Source organism: Yersinia sp. 1652 StPb PI (assembly GCF_041538345.1).
Lineage (GTDB): Bacteria > Pseudomonadota > Gammaproteobacteria > Enterobacterales > Enterobacteriaceae > Yersinia > Yersinia enterocolitica_E.
The window spans coordinates 943888-969834 of the sequence record NZ_JAULSM010000001.1 but is presented as its reverse complement, the minus strand read 5'-3'; the positions used below and the strand labels follow the sequence as shown (position 1 = coordinate 969834).

Here is a 25947-nt window from a genome sequence, read left to right as displayed (position 1 = left end):
AGTAAAAAAATGGCCGATATCGCTATCGGCCAGTCAAAGAGGAATTTTCATTATTTTAGTTATTAAGCGCCCACACTCCTTGCGGATAATATGAGCTGCAGGTACAGGGTAGCAACCTGACGATTAGATTAGCAACTTACATTCATCATAACTCCGGCAATCCATCATGATAGCATTGATTTTATTAGGTTAATTTTTAACTCTACCGCAATGATTGGGTGTAGGATAATCCCTTGGAATAAATTTTCATTTTTAATTGGACGTTTATTATGACACCTGCAGTCGTTTTGCTGGAAAAACAAAAAGTTCCGTTCACATTACATCCTTATCACCATGACGCAGCAGAAACCAACTTTGGCGATGAAGCTGTTAAAAAGTTGGGGCTTAATGCCGATCAGGTTTATAAAACCTTGCTGGTCGCCTTGAATGGGGATGCCAAAAACCTGGCGGTTGCCGTTACCCCTGTCGCCACCCAGCTTGATCTGAAAAAAGTTGCGCGTGCTTTGGGTGCCAAAAAGGCGGAGATGGCTGACCCACAATTGGCGCAGCGCACCACCGGTTATTTAGTCGGTGGTATCAGTCCATTAGGGCAGAAAAAGCGCTTACCGACTGTTATCGATAGCTTGGCACAGGCGTATGCCACAATATTCGTTTCCGGCGGAAAGCGGGGTTTAGATATTGAATTGGCTGCAACAGATTTATGCCAGTTGCTACAAGGCAGCTTTGCCGATATTGCCAAGCGCGATTAATTTATTTATTGCATTACAAACCCGCACCGCGCTGCATATATCTCGTGCAATTCATCAGAAGCCTCCACTGCCAAATAGAGGCTTCCAGCTTCACGCCTTACTTATAAACAATCTCACCTTTCGGCTGATACTGACTGGCATCCAGTGGAGAGTGCTTTTCAATATACTGCTTTAACACTTCAGCATCGATAAAACCGGTGTTCACATAGCCCGGTAAGGTATCGATTTTCGGGTAGCCATCGCCGCCTAATGCATTAAAATTCAGGGTGGCCAGACGATACGTTTTATTCGGATCTAATGGCTTGCCCTGTATTTTCACGTCACTGACGCCATTACCATCAGCGACCAGGCTGACATTGGCAAATTGTGCATAAGCACCTGAATCGACTTTTTTATTCGCCACCACAGCCAGATACTTCTCGACCTCGCTGCCTTTCATATCGGCGTAAACCAAGGTATTACCAAATGGCTGGACCTTAAGCACATTTTTATACGTGATATCACCGGCATCGATAGAGTCACGCACCCCACCACCACTCATCACCGCGAAATCTGCACCCGCTCGTTCCATTTGCGCAGCCAATAACATCCGCGCCAGGTTGGTTTGTTCGAAACGAACCTTGCTACGATCACCTTCTAGCTTGCCATTGACACTGCCAACTTTAATATCCAACTGCGCCTTACCTTGCTCTTCAAAAGGCGTAAGTAGCTTCAGCATCGATGGATCTTGCGCAATCTCCTGGGTATAAAAGACCCGCTCACTGCTACCATCAGCCTTCTCAACTTTTTTCTTTAAATTGATTGGAATTAACTGATAACTCACCAGTTTCAACTCACCATTGCGGAATTTAAAATCAGCACGACCAACATATTTACCCCACTCATGAGCTTGAACAATCCAGGTTCCGTTCTGACGATCAGGCGCACAAGGTGTACCGGGAACATAATCAGCCTGCTTATGGTTCTCACTGGCCATACAAACCGGATCTTGCGAGTGACCACCCACTATCATATCTAAATAGCCTGCGGGGAGGCTGCGAGCCATCTCTACATCACCTGGAGCATTCGAACCATGCTTGCCATCATCGTAATGCCCCATATGGGTAGCGGCGATGATAATGTCAGGCTTATCGGTCTTTCGCAGTTGATCGACGACTTGTTTTGCTTCAACGGCCGGGACATGGAATTCAATATCCGTGAAATACTCGGGATTCCCGATCTTGGCAGTATCATCGGTCGTTAAACCAATTACCGCAATTTTCACCCCTTGCTTATCAAACAAGGCATAAGGCTTAAACAACCGCTGTTGCGTGCTTTTCTGGTAGATATTGGCCGATAACAACGGGAAAGTTGCCCATTTCTCTTGTTGTCGCAGCACACTCAATGGATTATCAAATTCGTGATTGCCGATGGCCATCGCGTCATAACCGACCAGATTCATACCACGAAAATCAGGCTCCGCATCTTGTAAATCAGACTCAGGCACACCGGTGTTGATGTCCCCACCTGACAGCAGTAGTAGACTTCCGCCTTCGGCTGCAACTTGTTTGCGAATACTATCAACGACAGTTTTCTGTGCCGCTAAACCATATTCGCCGTGATCGTTTTGCCAGAAATGCCCATGGTGATCATTAGTGTGCAATATAGTGATATCGTAAGTTTTATCTTTTTCCCAGGCAGCAGCCCATCCCGGTGCAAACGCCAGCGACACAGCCAAGGCACATGCTGTGGTCGGTAATGAAAAACGCATGGCAAATCTCCATGTAGTCGTTAAAAACCGGCCTGATAAATACCGATTTAATGAGTGAAAAGAGTGTAATGCATATCAATAGCACGATAAATCAACACCATACCGTGACGCAGTAAGCATTGTAGTGTGATTATGTATGCATGAATTTCATAACTTTGGAATATATATCAAATTATGTCAGATGTAGTAAAAATCATTCGATCTGCATAATATGTATTCGTTACCAACATATTATTAACAGTGAAATTATTAGGCGAATACTCACTATGACCGATCGTTCTGAGACTGGATTCCAGCCCTCCGTTAATGCCGCTGTAAAACGCACATCCTTCTCTATTCTGGGGGCTATCAGCGTATCTCATCTACTCAACGATATGATCCAATCGTTGATTCTGGCGATTTATCCTTTATTACAAGCCGAGTTTTCACTGAGTTTTACTCAGATAGGGCTAATCACGCTCACTTACCAGCTTACTGCATCACTACTGCAACCCCTGATAGGGCTGTATACCGATAAGCACCCTCAACCTTACTCTTTGCCTATTGGTATGGGTTTTACCTTATCAGGCATATTGCTGCTGGCGGTGGCAACCACTTTCCCTGTGGTTTTATTGGCAGCAGCGCTGGTTGGCACCGGCTCATCGGTATTCCATCCTGAGTCATCACGGGTCGCGCGCATGGCATCCGGTGGTCGCCATGGCCTGGCTCAGTCAGTTTTTCAAGTCGGTGGCAACTTCGGTAGCGCTCTCGGCCCACTATTAGCTGCAATTCTTATTGCTCCTTATGGTAAAGGCAATGTTGGCTGGTTCTCTCTCGCAGCCTTACTGGCCATTGTGGTGCTATTGCAAGTCAGTAAGTGGTATCAGCAACAGCAAAGAGCAACACATGGCAAAGTGATAAAAACCTCATCGGCAAAATTACTGCCTAAAAAGACGGTTATTAAGACGTTAGTTATTTTAATGGTGCTGATATTCTCTAAATACTTCTACTTGACCAGCATTAGCAGCTATTACACCTTTTATTTGATGCATAAGTTCGGTGTTTCAGTACAAAACGCCCAGATACATTTATTTGTGTTCTTATTCGCAGTCGCCGCTGGCACCATAATTGGCGGCCCTCTTGGTGATCGGATAGGGCGAAAATATGTTATTTGGGGGTCAATACTGGGTGTAGCGCCATTTACCCTTATTTTACCCTATGCTTCGTTGTATTGGATGGGGGTTTTAACCGTAATCATTGGCGTCATCCTCGCATCAGCCTTCTCTGCAATACTGGTGTATGCCCAGGAGTTGATCCCAGGGAAAGTGGGGATGGTATCCGGTCTATTCTTCGGTTTTGCTTTCGGTATGGGTGGGTTAGGTGCGGCTGTACTAGGGTATGTTGCTGATTTAACCAGTATTGAGCTGGTTTACCAAATATGTGCATTCCTGCCATTACTGGGGATATTTACTGCCTTATTGCCCAATATAGAAGATAAGTAATAGTAATAACCTTATAATCCCGACTGAGACTAGCACTTCAGTCGGGAGAGTCCCCTGTGTAATCGTGACAAAAACAGCAAGTCCCCCACAAACAACCACTTCAAACAATTTCCATGCCAAACCAGACTTTTATCGATAAAAAATGAATTTTTATCGCGCATTGATCGCATAAATACAATAAACTGATGTTATTGCTGTGAAATGCTTGCTGCTCCACATATCCCAATACTCATCCAAAAGGCGGCAAGCGCGTGACAAATCTGTCGGGAATGGATTTAAACGCTCCTTGCAGCGGCCTCGCAGAGATGGGCCAAGTAATAAACGTAGCCAACACACCTGCAATTTGAAAGATGGCGGGTATAACGAGAAGGAGTCTGGATGCACCACTCAACACCCTTAATCACCACGATCGTCGGAGGCCTTGTTCTCGCCTTCCTCTTGGGTTCCCTGGCCCACCGCCTACGCATCTCACCACTGGTGGGATACCTTGCCGCAGGGGTGCTTGCCGGGCCATTCACGCCGGGTTTTGTTGCTGATACATCATTAGCTCCCGAACTGGCTGAAATCGGTGTCATTTTGTTGATGTTTGGTGTCGGACTTCATTTCTCGCTTAAAGACCTCCTCGCAGTAAAAGCAATCGCCATCCCCGGAGCCGTGACACAAATAGCCGTTGCTACTCTGCTAGGTATGGGCTTGTCTCATTTATTAGGCTGGGATTTAGTCACCGGCTTGGTCTTTGGGTTATGTCTGTCAACCGCCAGTACCGTGGTATTACTGCGCGCACTGGAAGAACGGCAACTGATTGATAGTCAGCGAGGGCAGATTGCTATCGGCTGGTTGATTGTTGAAGATTTGGCAATGGTACTGACATTAGTGTTATTACCCGCATTTGCCGGAGTCATGGGCAACGAAACCACGAGTCTGAGCCAACTGTTTACAGAGCTAGCGATTACTATTGGTAAAGTGATCGCCTTCATAACCTTAATGATTGTCGTCGGCCGCCGGCTGGTGCCCTGGATACTGGCTAAAACAGCCAGTACTGGCTCGCGAGAACTCTTTACTCTGGCAGTCTTAGTCTTGGCGCTTGGGATAGCCTACGGTGCTGTAGGGTTGTTTGACGTATCATTTGCTCTCGGCGCATTCTTCGCCGGAATGGTATTAAACGAATCTGAGCTGAGCCACCGTGCCGCGCAAGATACCTTGCCGCTGCGTGATGCCTTTGCCGTGCTGTTCTTTGTTTCAGTCGGCATGTTATTCGATCCGATGATTTTGCTACGAGAACCATTAGCAGTGTTAGCGTCATTGACCATCATTATCTTCGGTAAATCGGTGGCGGCTTTCATCCTGGTGCGGCTGTTTGGCCACTCAAAACGCACAGCACTCACCATTTCCGTTAGCCTGGCCCAAATTGGGGAGTTCGCCTTTATTCTGGCGGGGCTGGGTATTTCTCTTGGTTTAATGTCTGAACATGGCCGTAATCTGGTACTGGCGGGAGCGATTCTGTCTATTATGCTCAACCCGTTACTTTTCACCTTGCTAGATCGCTATTTAGCCAAGAATGAGACGATGGAAGATCTTATTCTGGAAGAGGCGGTAGAAGAGGAAAAACAGATACCTGTAGATTTATGCAATCATGCATTATTGGTGGGATATGGCCGGGTTGGCAGCTTATTAGGGGCAAAACTTAATGCGGAAGGCATCCCGCTGGTCGTCGTAGAAAATTCGCGCCCGCGAGTGGAAGCACTCCGTGAACAAGGTATTAATGCGGTATTAGGTAATGCTGCAAGCGCAGATATTATGTCACTGGCGCGCCTGGATTGCGCCCGTTGGTTATTACTGACCATACCAAATGGCTACGAAGCCGGTGAAATAGTCGCATCAGCCAGAATTAAGCGGCCAGACCTTGAGATAATCGCCCGCGCCCATTATGACGATGAAGTGGTTTATATCTCAGACCGTGGCGCTAACCAGGTTGTTATGGGGGAGCGCGAAATCGCCAACAGCATGCTTAATATGCTGAAAATAGAAACGCTTACTGAAGAAGATAAAATGCCAGTTTGCCCAATTTAAAATTATATCTGTGTTTATAACTGAAGTTCTCTATCCAATAGATTTCAAGGTGCAGGAAGGCGGCAAGCAAGAAAATCCCGATGAGCTTACACCGGTAAGTGACTGGGGTGACAAATCTGCCGGGAGCAGATTTGAACGCTGCTTGCAGCGGCCTCGCCTTACTCGGCCCAAGAATGGGCCGAGTAAGGCGAGCAGCCAACACACCTGCAGCTTGAAAGATGATGGATATATTATCGTTCCCAGTACGACTCTTCTAAACTATCTTCCCGTTCAGGCAAGCCACGTGTTAAACGCGGCGAATGTTGATTCAATACCTGATAACTGACCCGATTGGCGTATTTACACACTTGTGCCAGCGAGGAGTAGCTAAGGTAACTACGCACATGTTTGCTAGAGTTCGGAACATTATTACGATGATAGCCATTCGCCGCAATATCATGTAGCACAGCGGATAATGCACCATCCCCTGCCCCGTTGGTATTCATTATCTTCTCTGGCCCGCCCATATAAGGGGCAATGTGAGAATAGATACGTAACGGATGGCCACAATGCTCTTGCCGCATTGCCCGGCTAAATTCATACAAGTTAAATTCTGCGATAGCGCCAGGTAATAATGGATGCTGTGTTTGGCGCTTATTTGCCTCTTCAGTATATCCCGCCATATAAAGCCCATTAGGACCCGCAGTACAAAGCACTAAATCTACCCAATTCAGTGCCATATCAGAAGCCATCAACGGATCATTCAAGCCCGTCAGTTCATAAGCCTCATCTTCATTCATCGCTAATATAGAGACATGCTCGTTGAGAAAATCGCGCCACCACTGCGGATTATCTGCAATAACATATTTCGTGCCTAGGGTCATCACGACAGGAACATCATGTTTCTTCGCATAGCTGATGGCTTGCATTGTGGCCGCAGGCATCGGTTCATCCGGCTTACAACGCACCAGATAAGCAGTCAGCACCAGAGCAGAAGCACCTGCAATCACATCTTCAGGAATACTTTCAGGACGTAGCTGATTCATTTGCCCGGGACTGATAGCAAAAGTCCGCTCACCATTATCACTAATCAAAGTAAAGCAGCGGCCAATAGCACCATCAACTCCCTGCAAATAATTCAGATCAGTGCGACTTGAGGTATTACACAGATAGCGATAGGCATAACTACCGATCTTAATATTGCTACACATGGTGCCCAACAGGATGGAACGATCATCAGCAAGGACAGAATAGTTGTGTAAGGTATTACCAATGGTACCGCCAGCAAACTCATGAGTAATCAACCCATTAGCAGTTAGTTCCTGATAAAGATTTTCAGCGATATCATCTTCAATCACTAAAGAGTGCCCTTGGCTCAGACCATAACGCGCAATAAAGCTCTCATCGACCTTGGCTTCAATATCAACCAACGTCTGGTCAATGCCAACGATATAAGAGGTACTCACTTCATTTTCAGTCTGCGCCGGTTGCAATAAAGGGTCACGGGCATTCACCGGAAAGTAGTGCTTAGATTTGCGTTTACCAGGAAATTTCATTGTTTTGAGTTACAAATTGAAATGGGAAGATAAGGAATTTTAGCATATGTAGGCATGAATTTAGCGGGCATAACCATTAGGATTTGATTGTTGCCAGTTCCATGCATCCTTTATCATTTCCGTTAGGTTCCTCTTAGCTTTCCAATCTAATTCTTTGAGCGCGAGTTCAGTACTTGCCCAGCACTCCGCGATATCACCAGCCCGACGCGCCGTTATTTCATAGGGGATTTTTTTGCCCGAAATGCGTTCAAATTCACTCACCATCTGAAGTACTGAATATCCTACACCTGATCCCAGATTATAAACTTTGTACCCAGCAGCCAGCCGATTAAGTGCACAAACATGCCCATCAGCAAGATCCATAACATGAATATAATCACGTACGCCTGACCCATCTTTGGTCGGATAGTCATTACCATATACGGCTAATTTTGGCAGTTTACCAACCGCAACTTGAGTAATAAACGGCAACAGATTGTTTGGCTTTCCATTTGGATCCTCGCCAATCAAACCTGAAGGATGGGCGCCAACAGGATTAAAATAACGCAATGCTCTTATCGCAAACTCGGGGTGAGCAAAAGAGAAATCCTTCAATATCTGTTCAACCATGACTTTCGATGAACCATATGGATTGGTCGTGCCTCCAATACGCGCATCCTCGGTCAGTGGGATAAACTCAGGATCACCGTATACTGTGGCTGATGAGCTGAATATCAGCTTCGTTACACCTGCAATTAACATTTCTTCAAGTAGGGTGATAGAACCTGTAACGTTATTTTGATAATATTCAATAGGTTTAACCACTGACTCACCTACCGACTTTAGGCCAGCAAAGTGAATAACGGAATCAATACTGTGCTCTAAAAATATTTTTTTTAGGCAACTGTTGTCTAATACATCACCTTGGAAAAATGTAGCCGAGCAGCCAGCAATTTCGGAAACACGTAATAATGACTCAACAGAAGCGTTGGATAAATTGTCTAATACAACAACATCTTCCCCTTGTTCCAATAATACTAATACCGTATGCGAGCCAATATAACCTGCACCACCAGTAACTAAAATAGTCATAATCTACCTTTAAAACGTAATAATTTAGAGTTTCATATTACGACCCAAGCATTATCTCTCTGCACTTATCTTTAACATTATTTATATCGAATTTACTCTTTTGCATCTGTGCGGATTTGTAAAAGAAGTCATAATTTGAAAATATGGTATTGAGAGCACTTTCTAGGTTTTCTGTCGTGTTATTTATCAGAATACCATTTTGGTCGACTATTTCAGCACAACCTCCCACATTACTTATGATGATAGGTAAACTAGCACTGACCGCCTCAATCGCAGCCATTGGCAAACCTTCACTTTCAGATGTTAGCACAAATACATCATAGTCATTAAACCTGTTAAATCCTTTAATTTCCCCATAGAAGTGAATGTTTTTATAACTGCTATATTCTTTCTCAAGTTCTTTATAATACTCACCATCTCCAACCATATCGAGATTAAAATGAGGATTAACGGCAGCAACTTTCAACATCAAGTCAGGTCGTTTAGGATAAGCAAGTCGACATACATAAATTATTTTATTTTTACACGGCCGATCAGAACGTTCAATCAATGGTGTTATAGCATTAAGCTGGACCGTAATCTTTTCAGGTTTAATACCAATAATATTAACCGCCTTATCAGCATCACTTTGAGATACACACCAAATCACATCAGTAATATTTGAAAGCAGTTTTTCAATATAACAAAATATAAACCTTAACATATTGCCATTGTATATACATGACCAGCCATGCGAAACATATACGCCGCGAAAACGTAAAAATAAACGAGCCAGACGACTGTAAAGACCTGCATTAGCTGAACTTGAAACCACTACATCAATTTTATTATCCTTGAGCACCTTATATAAACAATAAATAGCTTTAATACTGGCCATTTTTCTAATCTCAGGGATGATAATAATTTTATCGCAAACTATAGTTTCTGTTAACCAGCCTGGTTCAGAGGTTATTAATATTATATTACAATCACCCTCAAGTAATTTAACTTGTTCTAAAACCCAACTTTGCGCACCACCAATTATTGATTTAGTGATTACGAATGCAATGTTTTTCATATTATTTCCATAAGCGATAAAAACACCAACCTATTTATAAATGGCCCCAACCCCATTAATTAATATTAATAGACATGTTTTTTTTGTGATGGCTATTTTGCCAAGCCAAATCACAAATACCATCTGTTGGTTGAAAACCAACAGGAGCCTCTAATAATAAAGAGCGAATATATTCATAATCAAAGTCATTACAAGCACTTTCAATTGTACTGAGTAATACATTTAGTTTATCCCATTCAAGCATCACCTCAGTAGCAGTCATAATTCGGGGATGATAGGTATTTTGTACCGACTCTCCAATCAATAGCTCTTCGTATAATTTTTCACCTGGGCGCAAACCTGAAATTTCTATCGCAATATCACCATCAGGGTTTTCATCACTCTTAACTGAAAGCCCAGAAAGGTTGACCATGCGCTTAGCCAAGTCGATAATCTTAACAGGATCTCCCATATCTAAGACAAACACATCGCCTCCTTGCCCCATTGCCCCAGCTTGAATAACCAGTTGTGCCGCTTCGGGGATAGTCATAAAGTAGCGGATAATATCTTTATGGGTGAGCGTGATTGGCCCCCCTTCAGCGATTTGTTTCTTAAATAGCGGAACAACAGAACCAGAGGAACCTAGAACATTGCCAAAACGTACCATGCAGAATTTTGTATGACACTGCTCATTAGATAATGCCTGCAATACAAGTTCAGCCATTCTCTTGGTGGCCCCCATGGTATTGGTTGGCCGCACCGCTTTATCAGTCGATATTAAAACAAACTTTTCGACTCCCGACTTAATGGCTGCCTTTGCACAAAATAGAGTACCAAATATGTTATTTCTCACACCTTCAATAACATTATTCTCAACCAGTGGAACATGCTTATAAGCGGCAGCATGGTAGACAGTATTCACTTGAAAGTTAGTCATTACTTGCACTAGTCTACTTTCATTTTGAACTGAACCGAGTAATGCGACAAATTCCGAATCAATTTTATGGTTCCTGCATATTGCCGCTATATCATTTTCAATAGAATAAAGAGAGAATTCAGAGACATCAAAAAGAACCAATAATTGTGGTTTTTCAATAATTATTTGGCGACACAATTCAGATCCAATTGAACCGCCAGCACCGGTTACCATAACGACCTTGCCAGTGATATTTTTGGCTAATAACTTTTCATCAGGTACAACTGGATCACGCCCCAATAATTCCTCAATTGAGACTTTCTTTAAACTGCTGATTTGTGCTCGGCCTTCAACTAAGTCCGACATCCCAGGGATAGATAAGACTTCACAAGAAAGATTTTCTAGCTTACCAACCACAGCTTTACGCTGGCTTTGGCTAACACTTGGCATTGCAAGTAAGATTTTTTTAATACCGTAACGACCTATCAAATACTCAAGTTTCTCTGAAGGATAAACAGTAACTCCATGAATAACTGCTTTGTGTAATTTAGGATTATCATCAACAAACGCAATAGGAAAATATTCACTAGCTTGCATTAAAGCAGGCAACAGTTGCCGACCAGAAGCACCTGCGCCATAAATAACAACAGGAATTTGTCCTCTAACACCATAGTTCAGTAACATGCGGAAGAACAACCGAGAACCACAAATAAGGACTAGCGAGAATACAAAGAACATGACTGATACTGTTCTTGGCAAGTAGACACCTAAGAAGTAGGAACCAAAAACAAGTAAACCCGTAGAAAGTATTACACCGACTAACACGGTAGTGACAATTTTCGCACTGACATAGCGAAGTACAGTACGGTACAACCCGAGTCGGATAAAGACTAAAAGCGTTGGCGGTATAATTACGGCCAGTGCAACCCATTGTTCAATGCTGCTAAATGGACTATCAACATCCAGACGAACCCAAAAAGCACCCCAATATGCTAACCCGATGAGAGTAGCATCTAATAACAACATAATAATTCTTTTAACAATTCTTGGTAAAGATAATAGAAATACGAGAAACATATAATACCTAATCCCAAGCCAGAAAACGTAATTCAAACCAATGACTATTTAAGCATATTTAGTCAGAATTAAAATAAAACGTAACTGACTTAATTGTTTTTCACACCCGCATCAAGCTTATAATCCAAATATATAATTGGAACATAGGCAATAATCAAAGCAACCATTGGATTAATGGTATTTAGTCCGACGAGCAATGCAATAGGGAATAACCAAACAATATTTATAACGATAGCAGATAATGTAACTGGTAAATGTCTTTTAAATCTTCTGGATGCAATCTGGTAACCATGACTTCGATGAGCTTCATAAACTTTAAAACCACCCAAAATTCTACGAATGAGAGTCCATGTTGCATCGACAATAAATAAACCCAACAGGATCAACCAACAGAATAAAAATTTTGATTCTATCCAACCGGCACTTATCGCTAGAGAGCCTATGATTAATCCCAGAAAACCACTACCTGCGTCTCCCATAAATATCTTTGCAGGAGGGAAATTCCATAATAAAAACCCTAAGACAGTCACCGCCAGCAACCAAAGAACCAGATAGTTATCTAAGCCAACTTTATCACCACTAATTATATAGATCACGATCGCACCAAGACTGACCATTACAGCTTGAGCACTCGCCAAACCATCAATACCATCCATGAAATTATAGAGATTAAGCATCCATACCAAAAATAGCAGGCCCAAAATGTTACCGACAATACCCAAATCGATTATTGTCCCAAAAATAGTTAATGGCGGGAAACCGCCTAGACAAAACAATAAAAATGCTGCTGAAGAAAAATGTGCCATGAGACGCCAACGAGCAGCAATATGCCCGTGGTCATCCCAAAATCCGACTATAGCAATTACCCCACCAGAGACAATTAACCCGACAGTCGTAAGAGTCGTTAAATAACCTTGAAAATAAAAAATCGCTAAGCCGATTAAAAAACTTATAACAATAGCAACACCACCACCTCTTGGAGTTGGAGTTACATGTGAACTACGTGAGTTAGGAGTATCAATAATATTATTTTTAAAGGCGTAAATTCGTAATAAATACGTTAGCACAAATGACACAATCAGAAAAAAAAGTAGTAATAACATTACAGTTGGCATATACCCCCCAAAAAAACTGCATAGACGTGATAATTAAAACAATAAACACTGATATTTTTTAGTTTCCTTACAAAAAAAACATAAATTAAACTCTTATTTTCTGCAAGAAGAATATATAGATATCCAGTGGTCAACTATTTTATCAATAGAGTTTGTTTTTACGATACGCGCTCTAACTTTTTCGCCTAACGATATTTTATCGTCATCAGATAAATTTATCATTTTATATATAGCATTAGACAAAGCGTCAGGATCTTTAACTGGGACAACAGCTCCACATTCACCTAGAGCCTCCTTAATACCACCAGAGTCTGTAGCAACAATTAACTTCTTACATGCCATCGCTTCAGTAATAACCAGCGGAAATCCTTCCCATTCGGAAGACAACACGAAAATATCGGTAGCACACATTAATTGCCGGATGTCATCCCTGCGTCCAAGAAAGGTAACGTACTGCTCAATAGCAAGTTCACTGGCCATTTTTTTAAGATAAGTATCAAGATGACCCGTTCCCACAATGAATAGTCGTGGAATACTTTTATAGCTATAATTTTTGAGAAGTAAAGAGTATGCATTCAGTAAGTTTGGGTAATCTTTTGCTTCCATTAACCTTCCAACACTCAATAGCATTGGTGTCTCATCTGATATGGCTAACTCAGCTCTTTTCGTTTGTCTATCACTTACCGAAAAATCAAATTGAGAGGTATCAATCCCATTTGTTACCACAATCATTCTATTGGCAGTAGAAGCCCGTTTGCTAACAAAAGAATCAACAGCATCCTGGCTAACATTAGTGGATAGCGAAGCGAGACGGTCAGTATATCTATACGCTAACATTCTCAGCGTACTACCTTCATTAGTATTATGTGCAGTACATATTAAAACTGGAATTTTGGTGAATAGTCGAAGTATCCGGGAGAATATGTTGGCATGAAACATATGACTATGAATGACATCAGGTTTAAATTTCTTTATTATTTGTCTAGCTTTGAAGAATCCATTACATAGATTAAAAATGCTCTTATCTAAATTTAACTCTCTCAGGTGGATACCCTCTTCAGGCCTTACTACCGTCTCACCTGTCAGCGATATGATCATGACATTATGGCCAGCCGAAAGCATCTTATTCGCGAGCAAGACCGTCTGTTTTTCAGCCCCCCCCAAACCTAACCCTGTAATAATGTATAATAAATTCACTGGTATCTTCTTATCCAATTGTAATTAAATTCTAAACTCTATTTTCACTCATTAACATTTCGATCAAGTTTTTCCATTTACTTCCGATCGTAGACTCTATTCTATACTGTTCTGCATTCTCTAATGATTTAATTGACATGGTTTCTCTTAATTCTTCATTATTAATGAGTATTAGAAGTTGCTTTACGAATTTATCACTATCATCAAAGGGTATAATAAATCCATCCTCATGGTCAGTGATTAGTTCTGAAGGGCCTGTATCGCAATCATAAGCTATTATCGGTAGTCCACTTGCTTTAGCTTCAAGCAAAACCATAGGGAATCCTTCGAACCGAGAAGTCATTACATAGATATTAGACTGATTATATAACTCTCTCACATAAGGAGTGGTGGGTAGCAACTCTATATTCTTAATATTTAATCTCTTTATTTTATCTAATAAAAATTGCTTATCCTCACCATCACCTGCGATTATAAGTTTCCAGTCATGATTTTCCTCTTGTACCTTAGCCCAAATATCAATTAAGAGATCAAAACCCTTCTGGTAAGTAAATCGTCCTAGAGCCAAAACATTTCTTGAGTTTTTTTTAATTAGTTTATCTTTTACATCAAAGGGTAATGGATTAGGTATCGATATTATTCTTTCTGGATATTTATTTTCTTCCAGCCAATACTGGCGATCTTTTTCTGTTAGCGTGACTACTGCGTCAGCATATTTGGCTGCTACTTTCCTGGCTAGTTTCCGTGACTTTATATTTAGATCATTTTTATAATTAAAATGTTCCCACGATATATGCTTTATCTTAGTGCCTAATAAAGCTGTAGTACTAAATAATGCTAACATTGTATCAACATCAATCAAAACATCGATTGATTCATCTATTAAGATACGGCGTAATCTAAAAACGACAGACAAGTAGGCAAGTGAGAAGCGTTTTTTTTTATCAAAAAGTGATACGATTTTTATTCTTTCATCTACATGAAAAAAAGGCGAAGCATTACCACTTAAACTGATAATAATAACCCGATAGCCATCTTTAACCAGATAGTTAGCAAGAGCTAAACTGACTCTCTCAGTACCACCGGTGAGACTGATATCGCCACCAAAGAAAGCAATTACTTTCATGAAATCCCTTGTTGTGACTTAATTTTACGAATTATCACACCAGGCAGTGTAACAATTTTAAGTAAGAGTGAATTTTTTTCTTCAATGACATACTTCTTATCCATCATAGCGATAGCCTGATTAATACGTATGATAGTTTTTATAAAATCCAATGGCCTATATAACCATACAATCTTTGGAGTATTTTCCAATAATGCCTTACGCGAGATATAATGGCCTATTGCATGTTTTTTTATTGAAGACTGACTGAGCCGGTTCGTTTTCTCATCATCAAAAAAGATGCGAACTGGAATTGAACTATAAAAAAATGAATACTCTTTAGATATCGTACTATAAAACCAAATTTCAGGAATAAAATTAATTCCTGGCTTAACTGGATAGTAATATTTTTGTAAGTACTCTGTTTTAAACAAATCAATTCTCTCACCACGGATACCTGAGCGAAACTCATCTAACCATGAGCTTTTCTTATCTTCATTGGATAAGTAATAATTATTAGGTTTCATTGTTTCTGAGCTAACAGATAAAGCTCTTATACCAATAACGTCTTTATCATCCAGTACTTTTGTTATTGAAAGTAGTTTACTTATTGAACCACTAATAAGAGCATCATCGGAATCCAACCCGATAAAATACTCACCACTCGCATTCTCTACCGCCTTATTCCAAGCAGCTTGCTTCCCACTATTATCTTGGTAGATATACCTTATTTTTATTCTATTTTCATTTTGAAAATTATTTACAACATCAATTGTGTTATCTGTCGAACCATCATCAATTATTAACCACTCAATATCATTTCTATTTTGCTCTAATATAGAAAGATAGCAGCGATTTAGTACTTTAGCTCTATTAAAAGTAGGAGTAAATATAGTAACGGTAACCATACTATTTTTTCACCTCATTTTTAACAGCCGAAACTAATCGATAAAACATTATATCGCTAAATATATAATATAAAATAGACTTTATGTTACCTGAAGAAATAATTGGCCTTAATGATATTATTTCGAGAGATTTCCTATAACTCCTCAGTGCTGTTTTTTTTTCAATATGGTATATTCTGGCACATTTAGATATATGAGATACAAATACACTTGCGATAATCGTAGCCCAATATCTACTATGATATTTTATATACTGTTCTTTAAATCTTAACAGCCCGACCTCACTATCATCAAGATCTGAAACATTCAGGTTTTTAGTAATACTATCTGGATTTTGTCTATATTTAACAATGTAATCCTTACTTTCATAGATGGATTCACATTTACTAATTAAAATAGGAAAAATCAATTGATCTTCAAATCTGCGTCCAACATCAAAAATTATATTGTCGAAGATATTTTTATTAAAAACACACCGCCAGAGATAAAACATTTCACTATTGGCTATACCAATCTTAACTGATTCTAGATTACTTTTAGTGAATTCATTCTTATTTATTAATTCAAATTTATTTTCTTTATCTTCAGTTAATTCAATGTAGTTAAATAATATACAATCAGGTGCGTTTTTTATAATTATTTTTTTGATACTAGGATATATTCTATCGCACCAGATATCATCAGCATCGACAAAGGCTATATAATCTCCTGTGGAGATCTCTACACCTTTATTTCGCACTGCGGATATACCTGAATTATCTTGTGACAAATATTTAAAGTCATATATTTTACTATATTTACTTATTATATCAGCAGAGTTATCAGTTGAACCATCATTGATAATGATAACTTCAAGCATGTTATCCCATTGTGAAAATACAGAAATTAGGCATGACTCAAGATACTTGCCAGCATTATAGACAGGTATAATCAACGAAAGTATTTTTTTATTATCCATGTTTGTTTCTCGAAAGTATTTCAAATAAGAGATTTTTTCTCTTAAGAATCATAATCAAACATATAAATGATAAAGCCTCAATAGTAATAATTGAAATAATACCGCCCCAAGCTCCATATTTAGAGGCAAGATATGCACAAAGAGGGATATGAATTACTGCCGAAATCATTGGTAAAATCGTATAGGATTTCTTATACCCATGAGGTAATAAAATGTAGTTAGCTAGTACAGTCGATTGTATAACCAGAATATAAACAGGAGAAAATAAAATTAAAAGTGTTGATACTTCCGAATATTCAGAGCCAAACATTATTTTAGTAATCAATTTAGAGAAAACTATGACACATATTGTTATAGCAATGCACAAGCCACCCTGCCAATAGAAAATCTTTCTGATTAAAGAGTAGGCCTCTTCTTTTTTATTAACCAATAACGAATTTATTCTGGGGTAAAATGCATTTCCTAGAACTAAAAATATACCTAAAATAGCCCCTTTAACTCTATCAGCTGCCGTAAATATACTGACTTCATAAACATTACTGAATATACCAATTATAATTGTTGTACTCATGGTATAAAGACTAATAGATAATGTTGCAAAAAATATCGGGAAAGAATCTTTTAATGTATGCGCTATCTTTAGACTAGAGAAGTTAACTACTCTTACAAGTTTTTTCCGATATATATATATTATTGCTATGATACCAGCCAATAAATTCATTGACGATTGAATTATTACTGCATATTTTATATCCGCATCACTGTGAACAAAAATAAAAAATAAAGGTAGCATTGATAGCTTTGCCACTATCATTAAATTTGTCACAACAGATAGTTTTTCTATGCCTTGGAAAAACCACGCTGGCATTAACGTGGTACCAATTAACATTAATACAGTATAAATCAACTCACTTTGGATAACAGCATGCGTACTTGTAATCGTAAGTAAAATAATTATAAGAATAGAAATGGCGCATAATATTGATTTGGAATAAAGTGTTTCAAAAAAAACTTTAGATATATATTCTGGATTTTCTTGATGTTCAGCAATTTTCTTCGAGGCCGATAAATTAAATCCAAAATCTATTAAAATAACAAAATACTGTGCTAAAGAAAGAGTAAGGCTATAGACACCGAAACCTTCCACGCCCAAAACTCGAGTTAAGTATGGCAATGTAAGGAGTGGGATAATATAGTTACTGCCTTGTAATAGAAGTAAAGAAAATATATTTCTTCGTAAAACTGACATTTTCATTTCCAATTATTGGATTAGACTATATTGTTCATGATTGCTAAAGATACTCAATTATTTTTATCTCTCATAATACAGAGTATATCTCTCAAAAATATATAAATTCAAATCGTGAAAAATAAAATCACGCTACCGCCCTTGGCTTAACAGCTACCAATGCACTGCTCTAAAATCCCTGTCTTTTGCTCAACTTAAAAACCCAATAAAAACAAATATTTAAGTCACATTCTTACATGCCTATTGTTTATAAAAACCTAATTCTCATACATCTAAACAGGCATTACAAGAGAAAGGAGTAGGCAAATATGTAATCACATATCATTAATATACCAATCGATACATAAAAATTACGAATTAAGAGATAGTTGAGCAATTTCTTGTTTTATCAACTGTTCTAAAAGGTCTATATGCCCCTCATCGTCGTTCAACGCAGGGATATATTCAAATTTCTCGCCACCGGCGTGCATGAAAATCTCCCGGTTCTGCTCCTTGATCTCCTCTAGTGTTTCAAGACAATCGGAAGAGAAACCAGGGCAGATCAGCTGAATATGCTTAATACCTTGGGCGGGGAGACTTTTTAATGTCTCGTCGGTATAAGGCGTTAACCAAGGTTCACGACCAAAGCGAGACTGATATGTCATCATGATATTTTCGGCTGGCAACACCAATTTGCCACGTAACGCGCGGCTGGTATCTTCACAGCGTTGTGGATAATCATCCCCCAGTTGAGCATAGCGCTTAGGAATACCATGGAAGGAAAGAATTAGTCTGTCAGGTTTGCCATGCTGCGCAAAAGCACGTTCAACACTTTGCTGTAATGCCGAAATATAGGTGGGATGTTCGGCATAATCACGGATAAAAGAAACTGATGGTAACCGACGATATCCTTTCAGAATACGGGCAACAGCGTCCCACACAGCGGCACTGGTTGAACAGGAATATTGCGGATAAAGCGGCAAAACCACCAGCTTAGTCACACCTTGGGCTAATAACTTATCGATAGCATCTGGCAGATTTGGTGAGCCATAACTCATACCTAACTCAACCGGGATCTCTGGCATACGTGCCGCCAATGCTTTCTGCTGCCGTCGACTATAGACCAATAGCGGTGATCCTTCGTCCATCCAGACTGATTGATATAATTTAGCCACGCGAGGAGATCTAATAGGCAAAATGACACCGCGTAACAGAGGCCACCACAGCCACGGGGAAGTATCAACCACCCGGCTGTCACTCAGGAACTCAGCCAGATAGCGTTTTACTGCTTGCGGTGTTGGGGCGTCCGGTGTCCCCAAGTTGACCATTAATACGCCGAGCTTACTTTGCATGATGCAAAATCCTTGTGGGGGATATTACGCTTATTATTCGAGCTTACGAATAAGCCTTCAACGAGATCCGTAAAACGAGAAAGGCGACCTTAGGCCGCCTTAGCTATCTTACCATCCAGAATTAACCGAGAATAGTCGCCAGTTCTGCACTGACTTCTGCTACTTTACGGGTTCCGTCCAGCTTAAAATATTGCGTATTGCCTGCATCAGCTTCTTTACGATAGTAAGAAACGAGTGGTGCAGTTTGTTGATGATATTCGATCAGACGTTTGCGAACAGTGGCTTCCTGATCGTCTTTACGAATAGTAAGTTCATCACCTGTTACATCATCTTTATCTTCAACTTTAGGTGGGTTGAATTTAATGTGGTAAACACGGCCTGAAGCAGCATGTACTCGACGCCCGACGATGCGTTCAACAATCAACTCGTCTGGTACAGCGAACTCCAGCACATAATCAACCTTGATACCGGCTTCTTTCATGGCATCAGCCTGAGGAATGGTACGTGGGAACCCGTCTAACAGGAAACCATCACGGCAATCGTCCTGGGTGATACGCTCTTTAACCAATGCGATAACCAGCTCATCAGTAACCAGTTTGCCGGCATCCATTATTTCTTTCGCTTTCAGACCTAACTCAGAGCCTGCTTTTACAGCGGCGCGCAACATATCACCAGTAGAGATTTGCGGAATACCGTATTTCTCCATGATGAATTGAGCCTGAGTACCCTTACCAGCGCCCGGAGCGCCCAGCAGAATGATACGCATTGCGTAAATCCCCTTGCTATGTAGTTTTTCTATGTGTTTTTACTTAGAGCCTATCCCATTAGGGCTATTTTATTTGCCATTTTGAACCAAGGCAGTGCTCAGAATCCTCACGTACGATGTGTACGCTCCGGTTCTTCCGCGCTGTCCATGTTCAAACTGGCTGCAACAATGACGCCAACGGGGATAAGCTCTTAAAAAAAATCGAAATTGCGGAAAACAAGCAACCATACCATTTTCAGGGGGGTTGGCTCAAGGCGCGCGAGGCCGGTTAGCAGGAGAGAATCAATGACATCCAGGAGAAATAAAAAAATAACCCATTGAAAATAAATAAAAAAACGCCCCAGATAACACATCTATCTGAGGCGCTCTATTACTCAATTAAGCCGTTAATAACTGATTCATTCTGCGGATAAACTGGTTAGGATCATCTAATGTTCCCCGTTCAGCTAGCAGCGATTGATCCAGTAATAACTCTACCCATTCAGCAAACTGAGCATCGTCAGTCACATCAGCAGCGCGTTTAACCAAGCTATGTTCAGGATTTAATTCAAAGATATACTTCACTTCTGGTGCCTGTTGGCCCGCAGCAGCAAACAATTTCGCCATCTGCGTACTCATTTCATCGGCATCAGTCGTCACTATCGCTGGCGTATCCGTCAAACGATGCGTCAGGCGGACATCTTTCACGCGTTCGCCCAGCAGGGTTTTAACCCGCTCAACGAATGGCTCCAACGCTTTGTCGGCCTCTTGCTGATCTGGACGCTCTTCATCTGCCAGCTTATTCAGTGAGTCATCTGCTTTGCTGACTGACTGGAAAACTTTACCGTCAAACTCGGTCAGGTAGCTCATCATCCATTCATCGATGCGATCAGATAACAGCAAGACTTCAATGCCTTTTTTGCGGAACAGTTCCAGATGAGGGCTGTTCTTCGCCGCAGCATAGCTGTCAGCAGTGATGTAATAAATCTTCTCCTGCCCTTCAGTCATACGGCTGACATAATCTTCCAAAGACACTGTCTGCGCTGAGCTGTCGGTATGGGTTGAAGCAAAGCGTAGTAACTTGGCAATAGTTTCTTTATTGCTACCGTCTTCCGCTGGACCTTCCTTAAGCGCCATACCGAACTGCTGCCAGAACTGCTGATATTTCTCAGCATCATCTTTAGCCAGTTTTTCCAGCATTTGCAGCACACGTTTAGTCAGCGCACTACGTAGATTCTGAGTAATGCGGCTGTCTTGCAGAATCTCACGCGAGACGTTCAGCGGCAGATCATTAGAATCTATTAAACCACGAACAAAACGTAGGTAATTCGGCATGAACTGCTCAGCATCATCCATAATGAACACGCGCTGCACGTAAAGTTTCAAACCATGCTTATGGTCGCGATTCCACATATCCCACGGGGCCTGAGCTGGGATATACAGCAAGCTGGTATACTCCTGCTTACCTTCAACGCGGTTATGGCTCCAACTCATCGGGTCGGTGAAATCATGCGCGATATGTTTATAGAATGCTTTATATTCGTCGTCAGTAATCTCTGCTTTGCCGCGCGTCCATAATGCCTGAGCTTTATTGATTTTCTCCCAGGTGACCGTGCCGTCTTCTTCGTTTTTGCTTTGAATTTCAACTGGCAAAGCAATATGGTCTGAATATTTACTGATGACTGAGCGCAAGCGCCAATCATCCAAATACTCGTCTTCACCTTCACGCAGATGCAGGGTTATCTCTGTACCACGCTCTTCTTTGGTGATATCCGCGATGGTGTAGTCACCCTCGCCTGCCGATTCCCAGAATACGCCAGCATCAGCAGGCGCACCGGCGGCACGGGTACGAACGGTGACTTTATCTGCCACGATAAATGCGGAGTAGAAACCGACACCAAACTGGCCGATTAATTGGCTATCTTTGGCTTGATCTGAACCAATAGACTCAAGGAATGCTTTAGTCCCTGACTTCGCGATGGTACCAAGATTATCAATAACTTCGTCACGGCTCATACCGATGCCGTTATCACTTAGAGTCAAAGTACGCTTTTCTTTATCAAAAGATAAACGCACTCTCAGCTCACCGTCGCCCTCAAATAATTCAGGATTAGACAGCGCGCGGAAACGCAGTTTGTCTGCCGCATCAGAGGCATTAGAGATCAACTCGCGCAAGAAAATTTCTTTATTGGAATAAAGCGAGTGAATCATCAAATGGAGGAGTTGTTTTACTTCAGACTGGAATCCACGGGTTTCTTGACCTTTCATACTCATTAATTACCTCAATCCAAATTACCGACAGGTACATAAAATCGAACAATGAGTATCAGATGGGGCCAATAGGGGAAAGTTTCAAGTATGAGGACAGAAAAAAACAGAGAATCGAGGGCGATTGACTTATTATCCCTAACGAATTTATTCGTAAGATAATCAATAACAAGACTGTCGCCCACAGTAAAGAATGGGATCAATACTTAATAGGATTACGCCCAGCCAGTGAGTGCGATAATGTCGTACCATCAACCATTTCCAGTTCGCCGCCTACGGGTACGCCATGAGCAATACGGCTGGCTAATACGCCATACTGACCACACATCTGGCCGATATAGTTGGCAGTGGCATCCCCTTCTACGGTCGGATTAGTTGCCAAAATGACTTCAGTGATAGTTTCAGTTTCAAGCCGTTTTTCCAGCAAATCCAAACCAATATCGCCAGGGCCAATGCCATCCATGGGAGATAAATGCCCCATCAACACAAAGTAACGCCCACCAAACTGGCCGGTTTGTTCAATAGCATGGATATCTGCCGGGCTTTCGACCACACAGAGTTGGCCATTCTGCTGCCGGCGTGGGTTGGAGCAGATAGTGCAACGGTCTTGCTCGGTAAATGTACGGCAATCAGCACAGTGACCGATTTCGGACATCGCACGAGTCAACGACTGCGCCAGCCGCATTCCACCACTACGATCACGCTGTAGCAGTTGGAATGCCATACGTTGCGCTGATTTCGGGCCAACGCCCGGCAGGCAGCGCAACGCCTCCATTAATGACTCAAGGAGTGGACTGGTTTGCATCAGAACGGCATCTTAAAGCCTGGTGGTAATTGCATACCACTGGAGACCGAAGCCATTTTCTCTTTTTGCGTTTCGTCGATACGACGCGCTGCATCGTTCAATGCCGCAGCAATCAAATCTTCCAGCATTTCTTTATCTTCTTCAACCAATAGGCTTGGGTCAATTTCAACCCGGCGGCAGTTATGCGCCCCATTGATGGTTACTTTTACCAAGCCCGCGCCAGATTCACCGGTAACTTCCAATTTGGCGACTTCTTCCTGCATCTGCTGCATTTTTTCCTGCATCTGCTGGGCTTGTTTCATTAAATTGCCAATACCGCCTTTACCAAACATAGTCATCTCTCATAGCAAGGGGCCGCGTCAGTACACCATGTACTTACCGCAGCGGTTAAACCGGCCGGATACTCTCTTCATCCAATTCTGCATCGAAGAAACGACGCAGTGTCTGAATATTATTATCCGCAATAATCGACTGGCGTGCTTGTGCCAGCTTTTCTTCATAAATGGCCTGCCGCCATTCCAGCGGAGTACGCTCCGCCGGGTTGTCATCTTCGATAACGCTAAGTGTGACAGCATTACCGTGTAATTCACTCAATGCATCAGCCAGCGCCTTTTGTGCCGAGGGCGAATTTAAATGCCGCTGGCTAGAACGCAGGTGAAGGCAAATATTACCCGGTTCTATTTCTTCTTTAAATGCATTCAACGCAAGTTGCTGTACCAATTTCGGAACATGTAGCTTATCTATCTCTGCCGCCCAAGGATCCCGCACCATGGCGTCTTCAGCCAATTTGGCAGAAAGCTCTGGTGTTTTTTCATGCTCTAACGCAGAGCGCAACGCCTTAGGCGTGGTAACTGGCTCAGCTACGACCTCAGACTGATTCTGCGCGGTCCAGCGATAAGCTTCTTTCTTCGCCGGTTTCTTTTCTTCGGTTGATTTAGCGGCCAGACGCTGCTGGCTGCGCTCAGTCACCGAAGCTAAACGCTCCAGTGCCGAGGTTGCCGGCCGCGCTTTTCCTGGCGCTGCCGGCTCATTCTTTTTTGGTGTGGTTGTCCCGGATTGTCGCAACAACTGGGTCCGTGCCTGAAGGAGCTGCGCAGTAGAATCTGGCAGCTGAGTACTCACTTCAGCGGCAAGCCCTAGCGGTGGTACATCTTGCGGTGGCCCTGAGTGAGTAGATGCGGGCTGTTGCGTATTTGGGGAGTGCTGCGGTGCATTGTTAGCCACAATCGCTGCTGGCGCACTGACAGATACACTCTGCGGTTCGGCAATTATCGCTTTAGGATGAAAAGCTAACGCTCGCAATAAGGTCATTTCAACCCCCATGCGGCGATCCGGCGCATAAGCCAGCTCTTTGCGGCCCATTAACAGTATTTGATAATATAGCTGGATATCTGTAGGCGGCAATGTGCGGGCCAGTTCGCGTAACCGAGGCTCAACCGTCGCATAGTGATTATCCAACATTGATGGCAGCAGTTGCACCATCGCAATGCGGTGCAGCAAACTTAGGGTTTCGACCAATAAGTTTTCCCAATCGACACCACGTGATGCCGCTTGTTCTACCTGAGCCATCACCCGCGCACCATCAGCACTGACCAGCGCCTCGATAATCGCCAAGGGTTGCTCGTCATCCAGCGTTCCCAGCATTTGACTGACTGTAGCTGTCGTCACATGCCCATCGCCCATCGCAACGGCCTGATCTGTCAGACTAAGCGCATCTCGCATACTGCCATCGGCCGCCCGTGCCAGTAATTGCAATGCTCGCGCATCACTACTGATTTGCTCTGCCAGCAATATTTTTTCAAGCTGCCCACGGATAATCTCAACATCAATCACTTTGAGATGGAATTGCAAACAGCGGGAAAGGATAGTCACCGGCAGTTTCTGAGGGTCCGTAGTCGCCAGCAAGAATTTCACATGAGCTGGCGGCTCTTCAAGAGTTTTTAGTAGCGCATTGAAACTGTGGCGCGACAGCATATGCACTTCATCAATTAAGTACACTTTGAAGCGGCCACGGGCTGGAGCATATTGAACGTTATCCAGCAGTTCTCGGGTATCTTCTACCTTCGTGCGCGAGGCGGCATCTATCTCGATCAGGTCAACAAAACGGCCTTGTTCGATCTCCAGGCAGTTAGCACAGGTACCGCAAGGCGTCGCTGTAATGCCGGTTTCGCAGTTAAGACCTTTGGCTAATAGTCGTGCAATCGATGTCTTGCCAACGCCACGGGTGCCGGAGAATAGATAGGCGTGATGAATTCGCCCTAATGAAAGGCCATTAGCCAGCGCCGTCAGGACATGCTCCTGACCAACGACGTCTGCAAACGTTTGGGGGCGCCACTTACGGGCAAGGACCTGATAGCTCATTAATACTTCATCATTGATTTATAAAGAATAATTTAATCACCAGTAAAAAAACCACTATTTAACCTACATATATTAAGTGGTTTGTTTTTGAACACATTAACCCGAATAGCTACAGGTTGAATCTTAGTGTACCAGTACGCCCATCGTCATTCCCACAAATTTACTTTGTGGAAGTAGAGTTGTCGATTCTTTGTACCCTGCGATGCCGTAATAATCCCGT

20 protein-coding genes and 1 other annotated feature are annotated in these 25947 nt (G+C 42.0%); of the genes, 3 read left to right on the top strand and 17 right to left on the bottom strand.

What is annotated here, in order from left to right; genetic code table 11:
• Positions 1-269: 269 nt before the first annotated feature.
• Positions 270-749 (top strand): Cys-tRNA(Pro)/Cys-tRNA(Cys) deacylase YbaK, encoded by a 480-nt coding sequence (ybaK, locus tag Q2T71_RS04295; RefSeq protein WP_083159927.1) that lies wholly within the window; start codon positions 270-272, stop codon positions 747-749.
• Between the two features lie 97 nt (positions 750-846).
• Here the strand turns inward: ybaK and ushA are convergent, their stop codons facing one another.
• Positions 847-2499: a bifunctional UDP-sugar hydrolase/5'-nucleotidase UshA gene (ushA, locus tag Q2T71_RS04290; protein WP_372558228.1), complete on the bottom strand. Its 1653-nt coding sequence runs from the start codon at positions 2497-2499 to the stop codon at positions 847-849.
• 266 nt (positions 2500-2765) lie between these two features.
• On the opposite strand from ushA, the gene Q2T71_RS04285 reads away from it, so the two are divergent.
• Both Q2T71_RS04285 and ybaL read left to right on the top strand, forming a co-directional pair.
• Positions 2766-3980: an MFS transporter gene (locus tag Q2T71_RS04285; protein ID WP_083159931.1), complete on the top strand. Its 1215-nt coding sequence runs from the start codon at positions 2766-2768 to the stop codon at positions 3978-3980.
• Positions 3981-4358: 378 nt separating this feature from the next.
• Positions 4359-6050 carry a YbaL family putative K(+) efflux transporter gene (gene ybaL / locus Q2T71_RS04280; RefSeq protein WP_263699323.1) on the top strand — a complete coding sequence of 564 codons (1692 nt, stop codon included), beginning with the start codon at positions 4359-4361 and terminating at the stop codon, positions 6048-6050.
• Positions 6051-6280: 230 nt separating this feature from the next.
• Here ybaL and Q2T71_RS04275 read toward each other — a convergent pair whose 3' ends face one another.
• From Q2T71_RS04275 to dnaX, 16 genes are all read right to left on the bottom strand, one after another.
• A complete protein-coding gene (locus Q2T71_RS04275) occupies positions 6281-7585 on the bottom strand; it encodes an inosine/guanosine kinase (protein WP_372558227.1) in 1305 nt (434 codons plus the stop codon).
• Between the two features lie 60 nt (positions 7586-7645).
• Positions 7646-8656 (bottom strand): UDP-glucose 4-epimerase GalE, encoded by a 1011-nt coding sequence (gene galE / locus Q2T71_RS04270; RefSeq protein ID WP_372558226.1) that lies wholly within the window; start codon positions 8654-8656, stop codon positions 7646-7648.
• Between the two features lie 37 nt (positions 8657-8693).
• Complete coding sequence (locus Q2T71_RS04265; protein WP_372558225.1) at positions 8694-9713, bottom strand: glycosyltransferase; 1020 nt, start codon at positions 9711-9713, stop codon at positions 8694-8696.
• 55 nt (positions 9714-9768) lie between these two features.
• A complete protein-coding gene (locus Q2T71_RS04260) occupies positions 9769-11634 on the bottom strand; it encodes a polysaccharide biosynthesis protein (protein ID WP_372558224.1) in 1866 nt (621 codons plus the stop codon).
• A 140-nt stretch (positions 11635-11774) separates the two neighbouring features.
• Entirely contained in the window at positions 11775-12800 is a 1026-nt protein-coding gene (locus Q2T71_RS04255) for a glycosyltransferase family 4 protein (RefSeq protein WP_372558223.1), read from the bottom strand.
• A 93-nt stretch (positions 12801-12893) separates the two neighbouring features.
• Positions 12894-13997: a glycosyltransferase gene (locus tag Q2T71_RS04250; protein ID WP_372558222.1), complete on the bottom strand. Its 1104-nt coding sequence runs from the start codon at positions 13995-13997 to the stop codon at positions 12894-12896.
• Positions 13998-14028: 31 nt separating this feature from the next.
• Positions 14029-15123, bottom strand: coding sequence for a glycosyltransferase family 4 protein (locus Q2T71_RS04245; protein WP_372558221.1), 1095 nt, complete (start codon positions 15121-15123; stop codon positions 14029-14031).
• Complete coding sequence (locus Q2T71_RS04240) at positions 15120-16010, bottom strand: glycosyltransferase family A protein (RefSeq protein WP_372558220.1); 891 nt, start codon at positions 16008-16010, stop codon at positions 15120-15122. Before Q2T71_RS04240 ends, Q2T71_RS04245 begins: the two co-directional genes overlap by 4 nt.
• A 1-nt stretch (position 16011) precedes the next feature.
• Positions 16012-16968, bottom strand: a complete 957-nt coding sequence (locus tag Q2T71_RS04235) for a glycosyltransferase (RefSeq protein ID WP_372558219.1) — start codon at positions 16966-16968, stop codon at positions 16012-16014.
• Complete coding sequence (locus Q2T71_RS04230; RefSeq protein ID WP_372558218.1) at positions 16961-18217, bottom strand: flippase; 1257 nt, start codon at positions 18215-18217, stop codon at positions 16961-16963. The genes Q2T71_RS04235 and Q2T71_RS04230 overlap by 8 nt, the downstream gene beginning before the upstream one ends.
• A 350-nt stretch (positions 18218-18567) precedes the next feature.
• Complete coding sequence (gene hemH / locus Q2T71_RS04225) at positions 18568-19551, bottom strand: ferrochelatase (protein WP_372559843.1); 984 nt, start codon at positions 19549-19551, stop codon at positions 18568-18570.
• A gap of 118 nt (positions 19552-19669) precedes the next feature.
• On the bottom strand, positions 19670-20314 hold the full coding sequence (gene adk, locus Q2T71_RS04220) for an adenylate kinase (protein WP_083159957.1): 645 nt from the start codon (positions 20312-20314) through the stop codon (positions 19670-19672).
• Between the two features lie 378 nt (positions 20315-20692).
• A complete protein-coding gene (htpG, locus tag Q2T71_RS04215; protein ID WP_372559842.1) occupies positions 20693-22561 on the bottom strand; it encodes a molecular chaperone HtpG in 1869 nt (622 codons plus the stop codon).
• Positions 22562-22760: 199 nt separating this feature from the next.
• Positions 22761-23366 (bottom strand): recombination mediator RecR, encoded by a 606-nt coding sequence (gene recR, locus Q2T71_RS04210; protein ID WP_083159961.1) that lies wholly within the window; start codon positions 23364-23366, stop codon positions 22761-22763.
• Positions 23366-23698, bottom strand: coding sequence for a YbaB/EbfC family nucleoid-associated protein (locus tag Q2T71_RS04205; protein WP_019081276.1), 333 nt, complete (start codon positions 23696-23698; stop codon positions 23366-23368). Before Q2T71_RS04205 ends, recR begins: the two co-directional genes overlap by 1 nt.
• A gap of 55 nt (positions 23699-23753) precedes the next feature.
• Positions 23754-25727, bottom strand: a complete 1974-nt coding sequence (gene dnaX / locus Q2T71_RS04200) for a DNA polymerase III subunit gamma/tau (protein WP_372558217.1) — start codon at positions 25725-25727, stop codon at positions 23754-23756.
• Positions 24360-24423 (bottom strand) — a sequence feature (DnaX frameshifting element). Its footprint overlaps the gene before it by 64 nt.
• Positions 25728-25947: the final 220 nt, after the last annotated feature.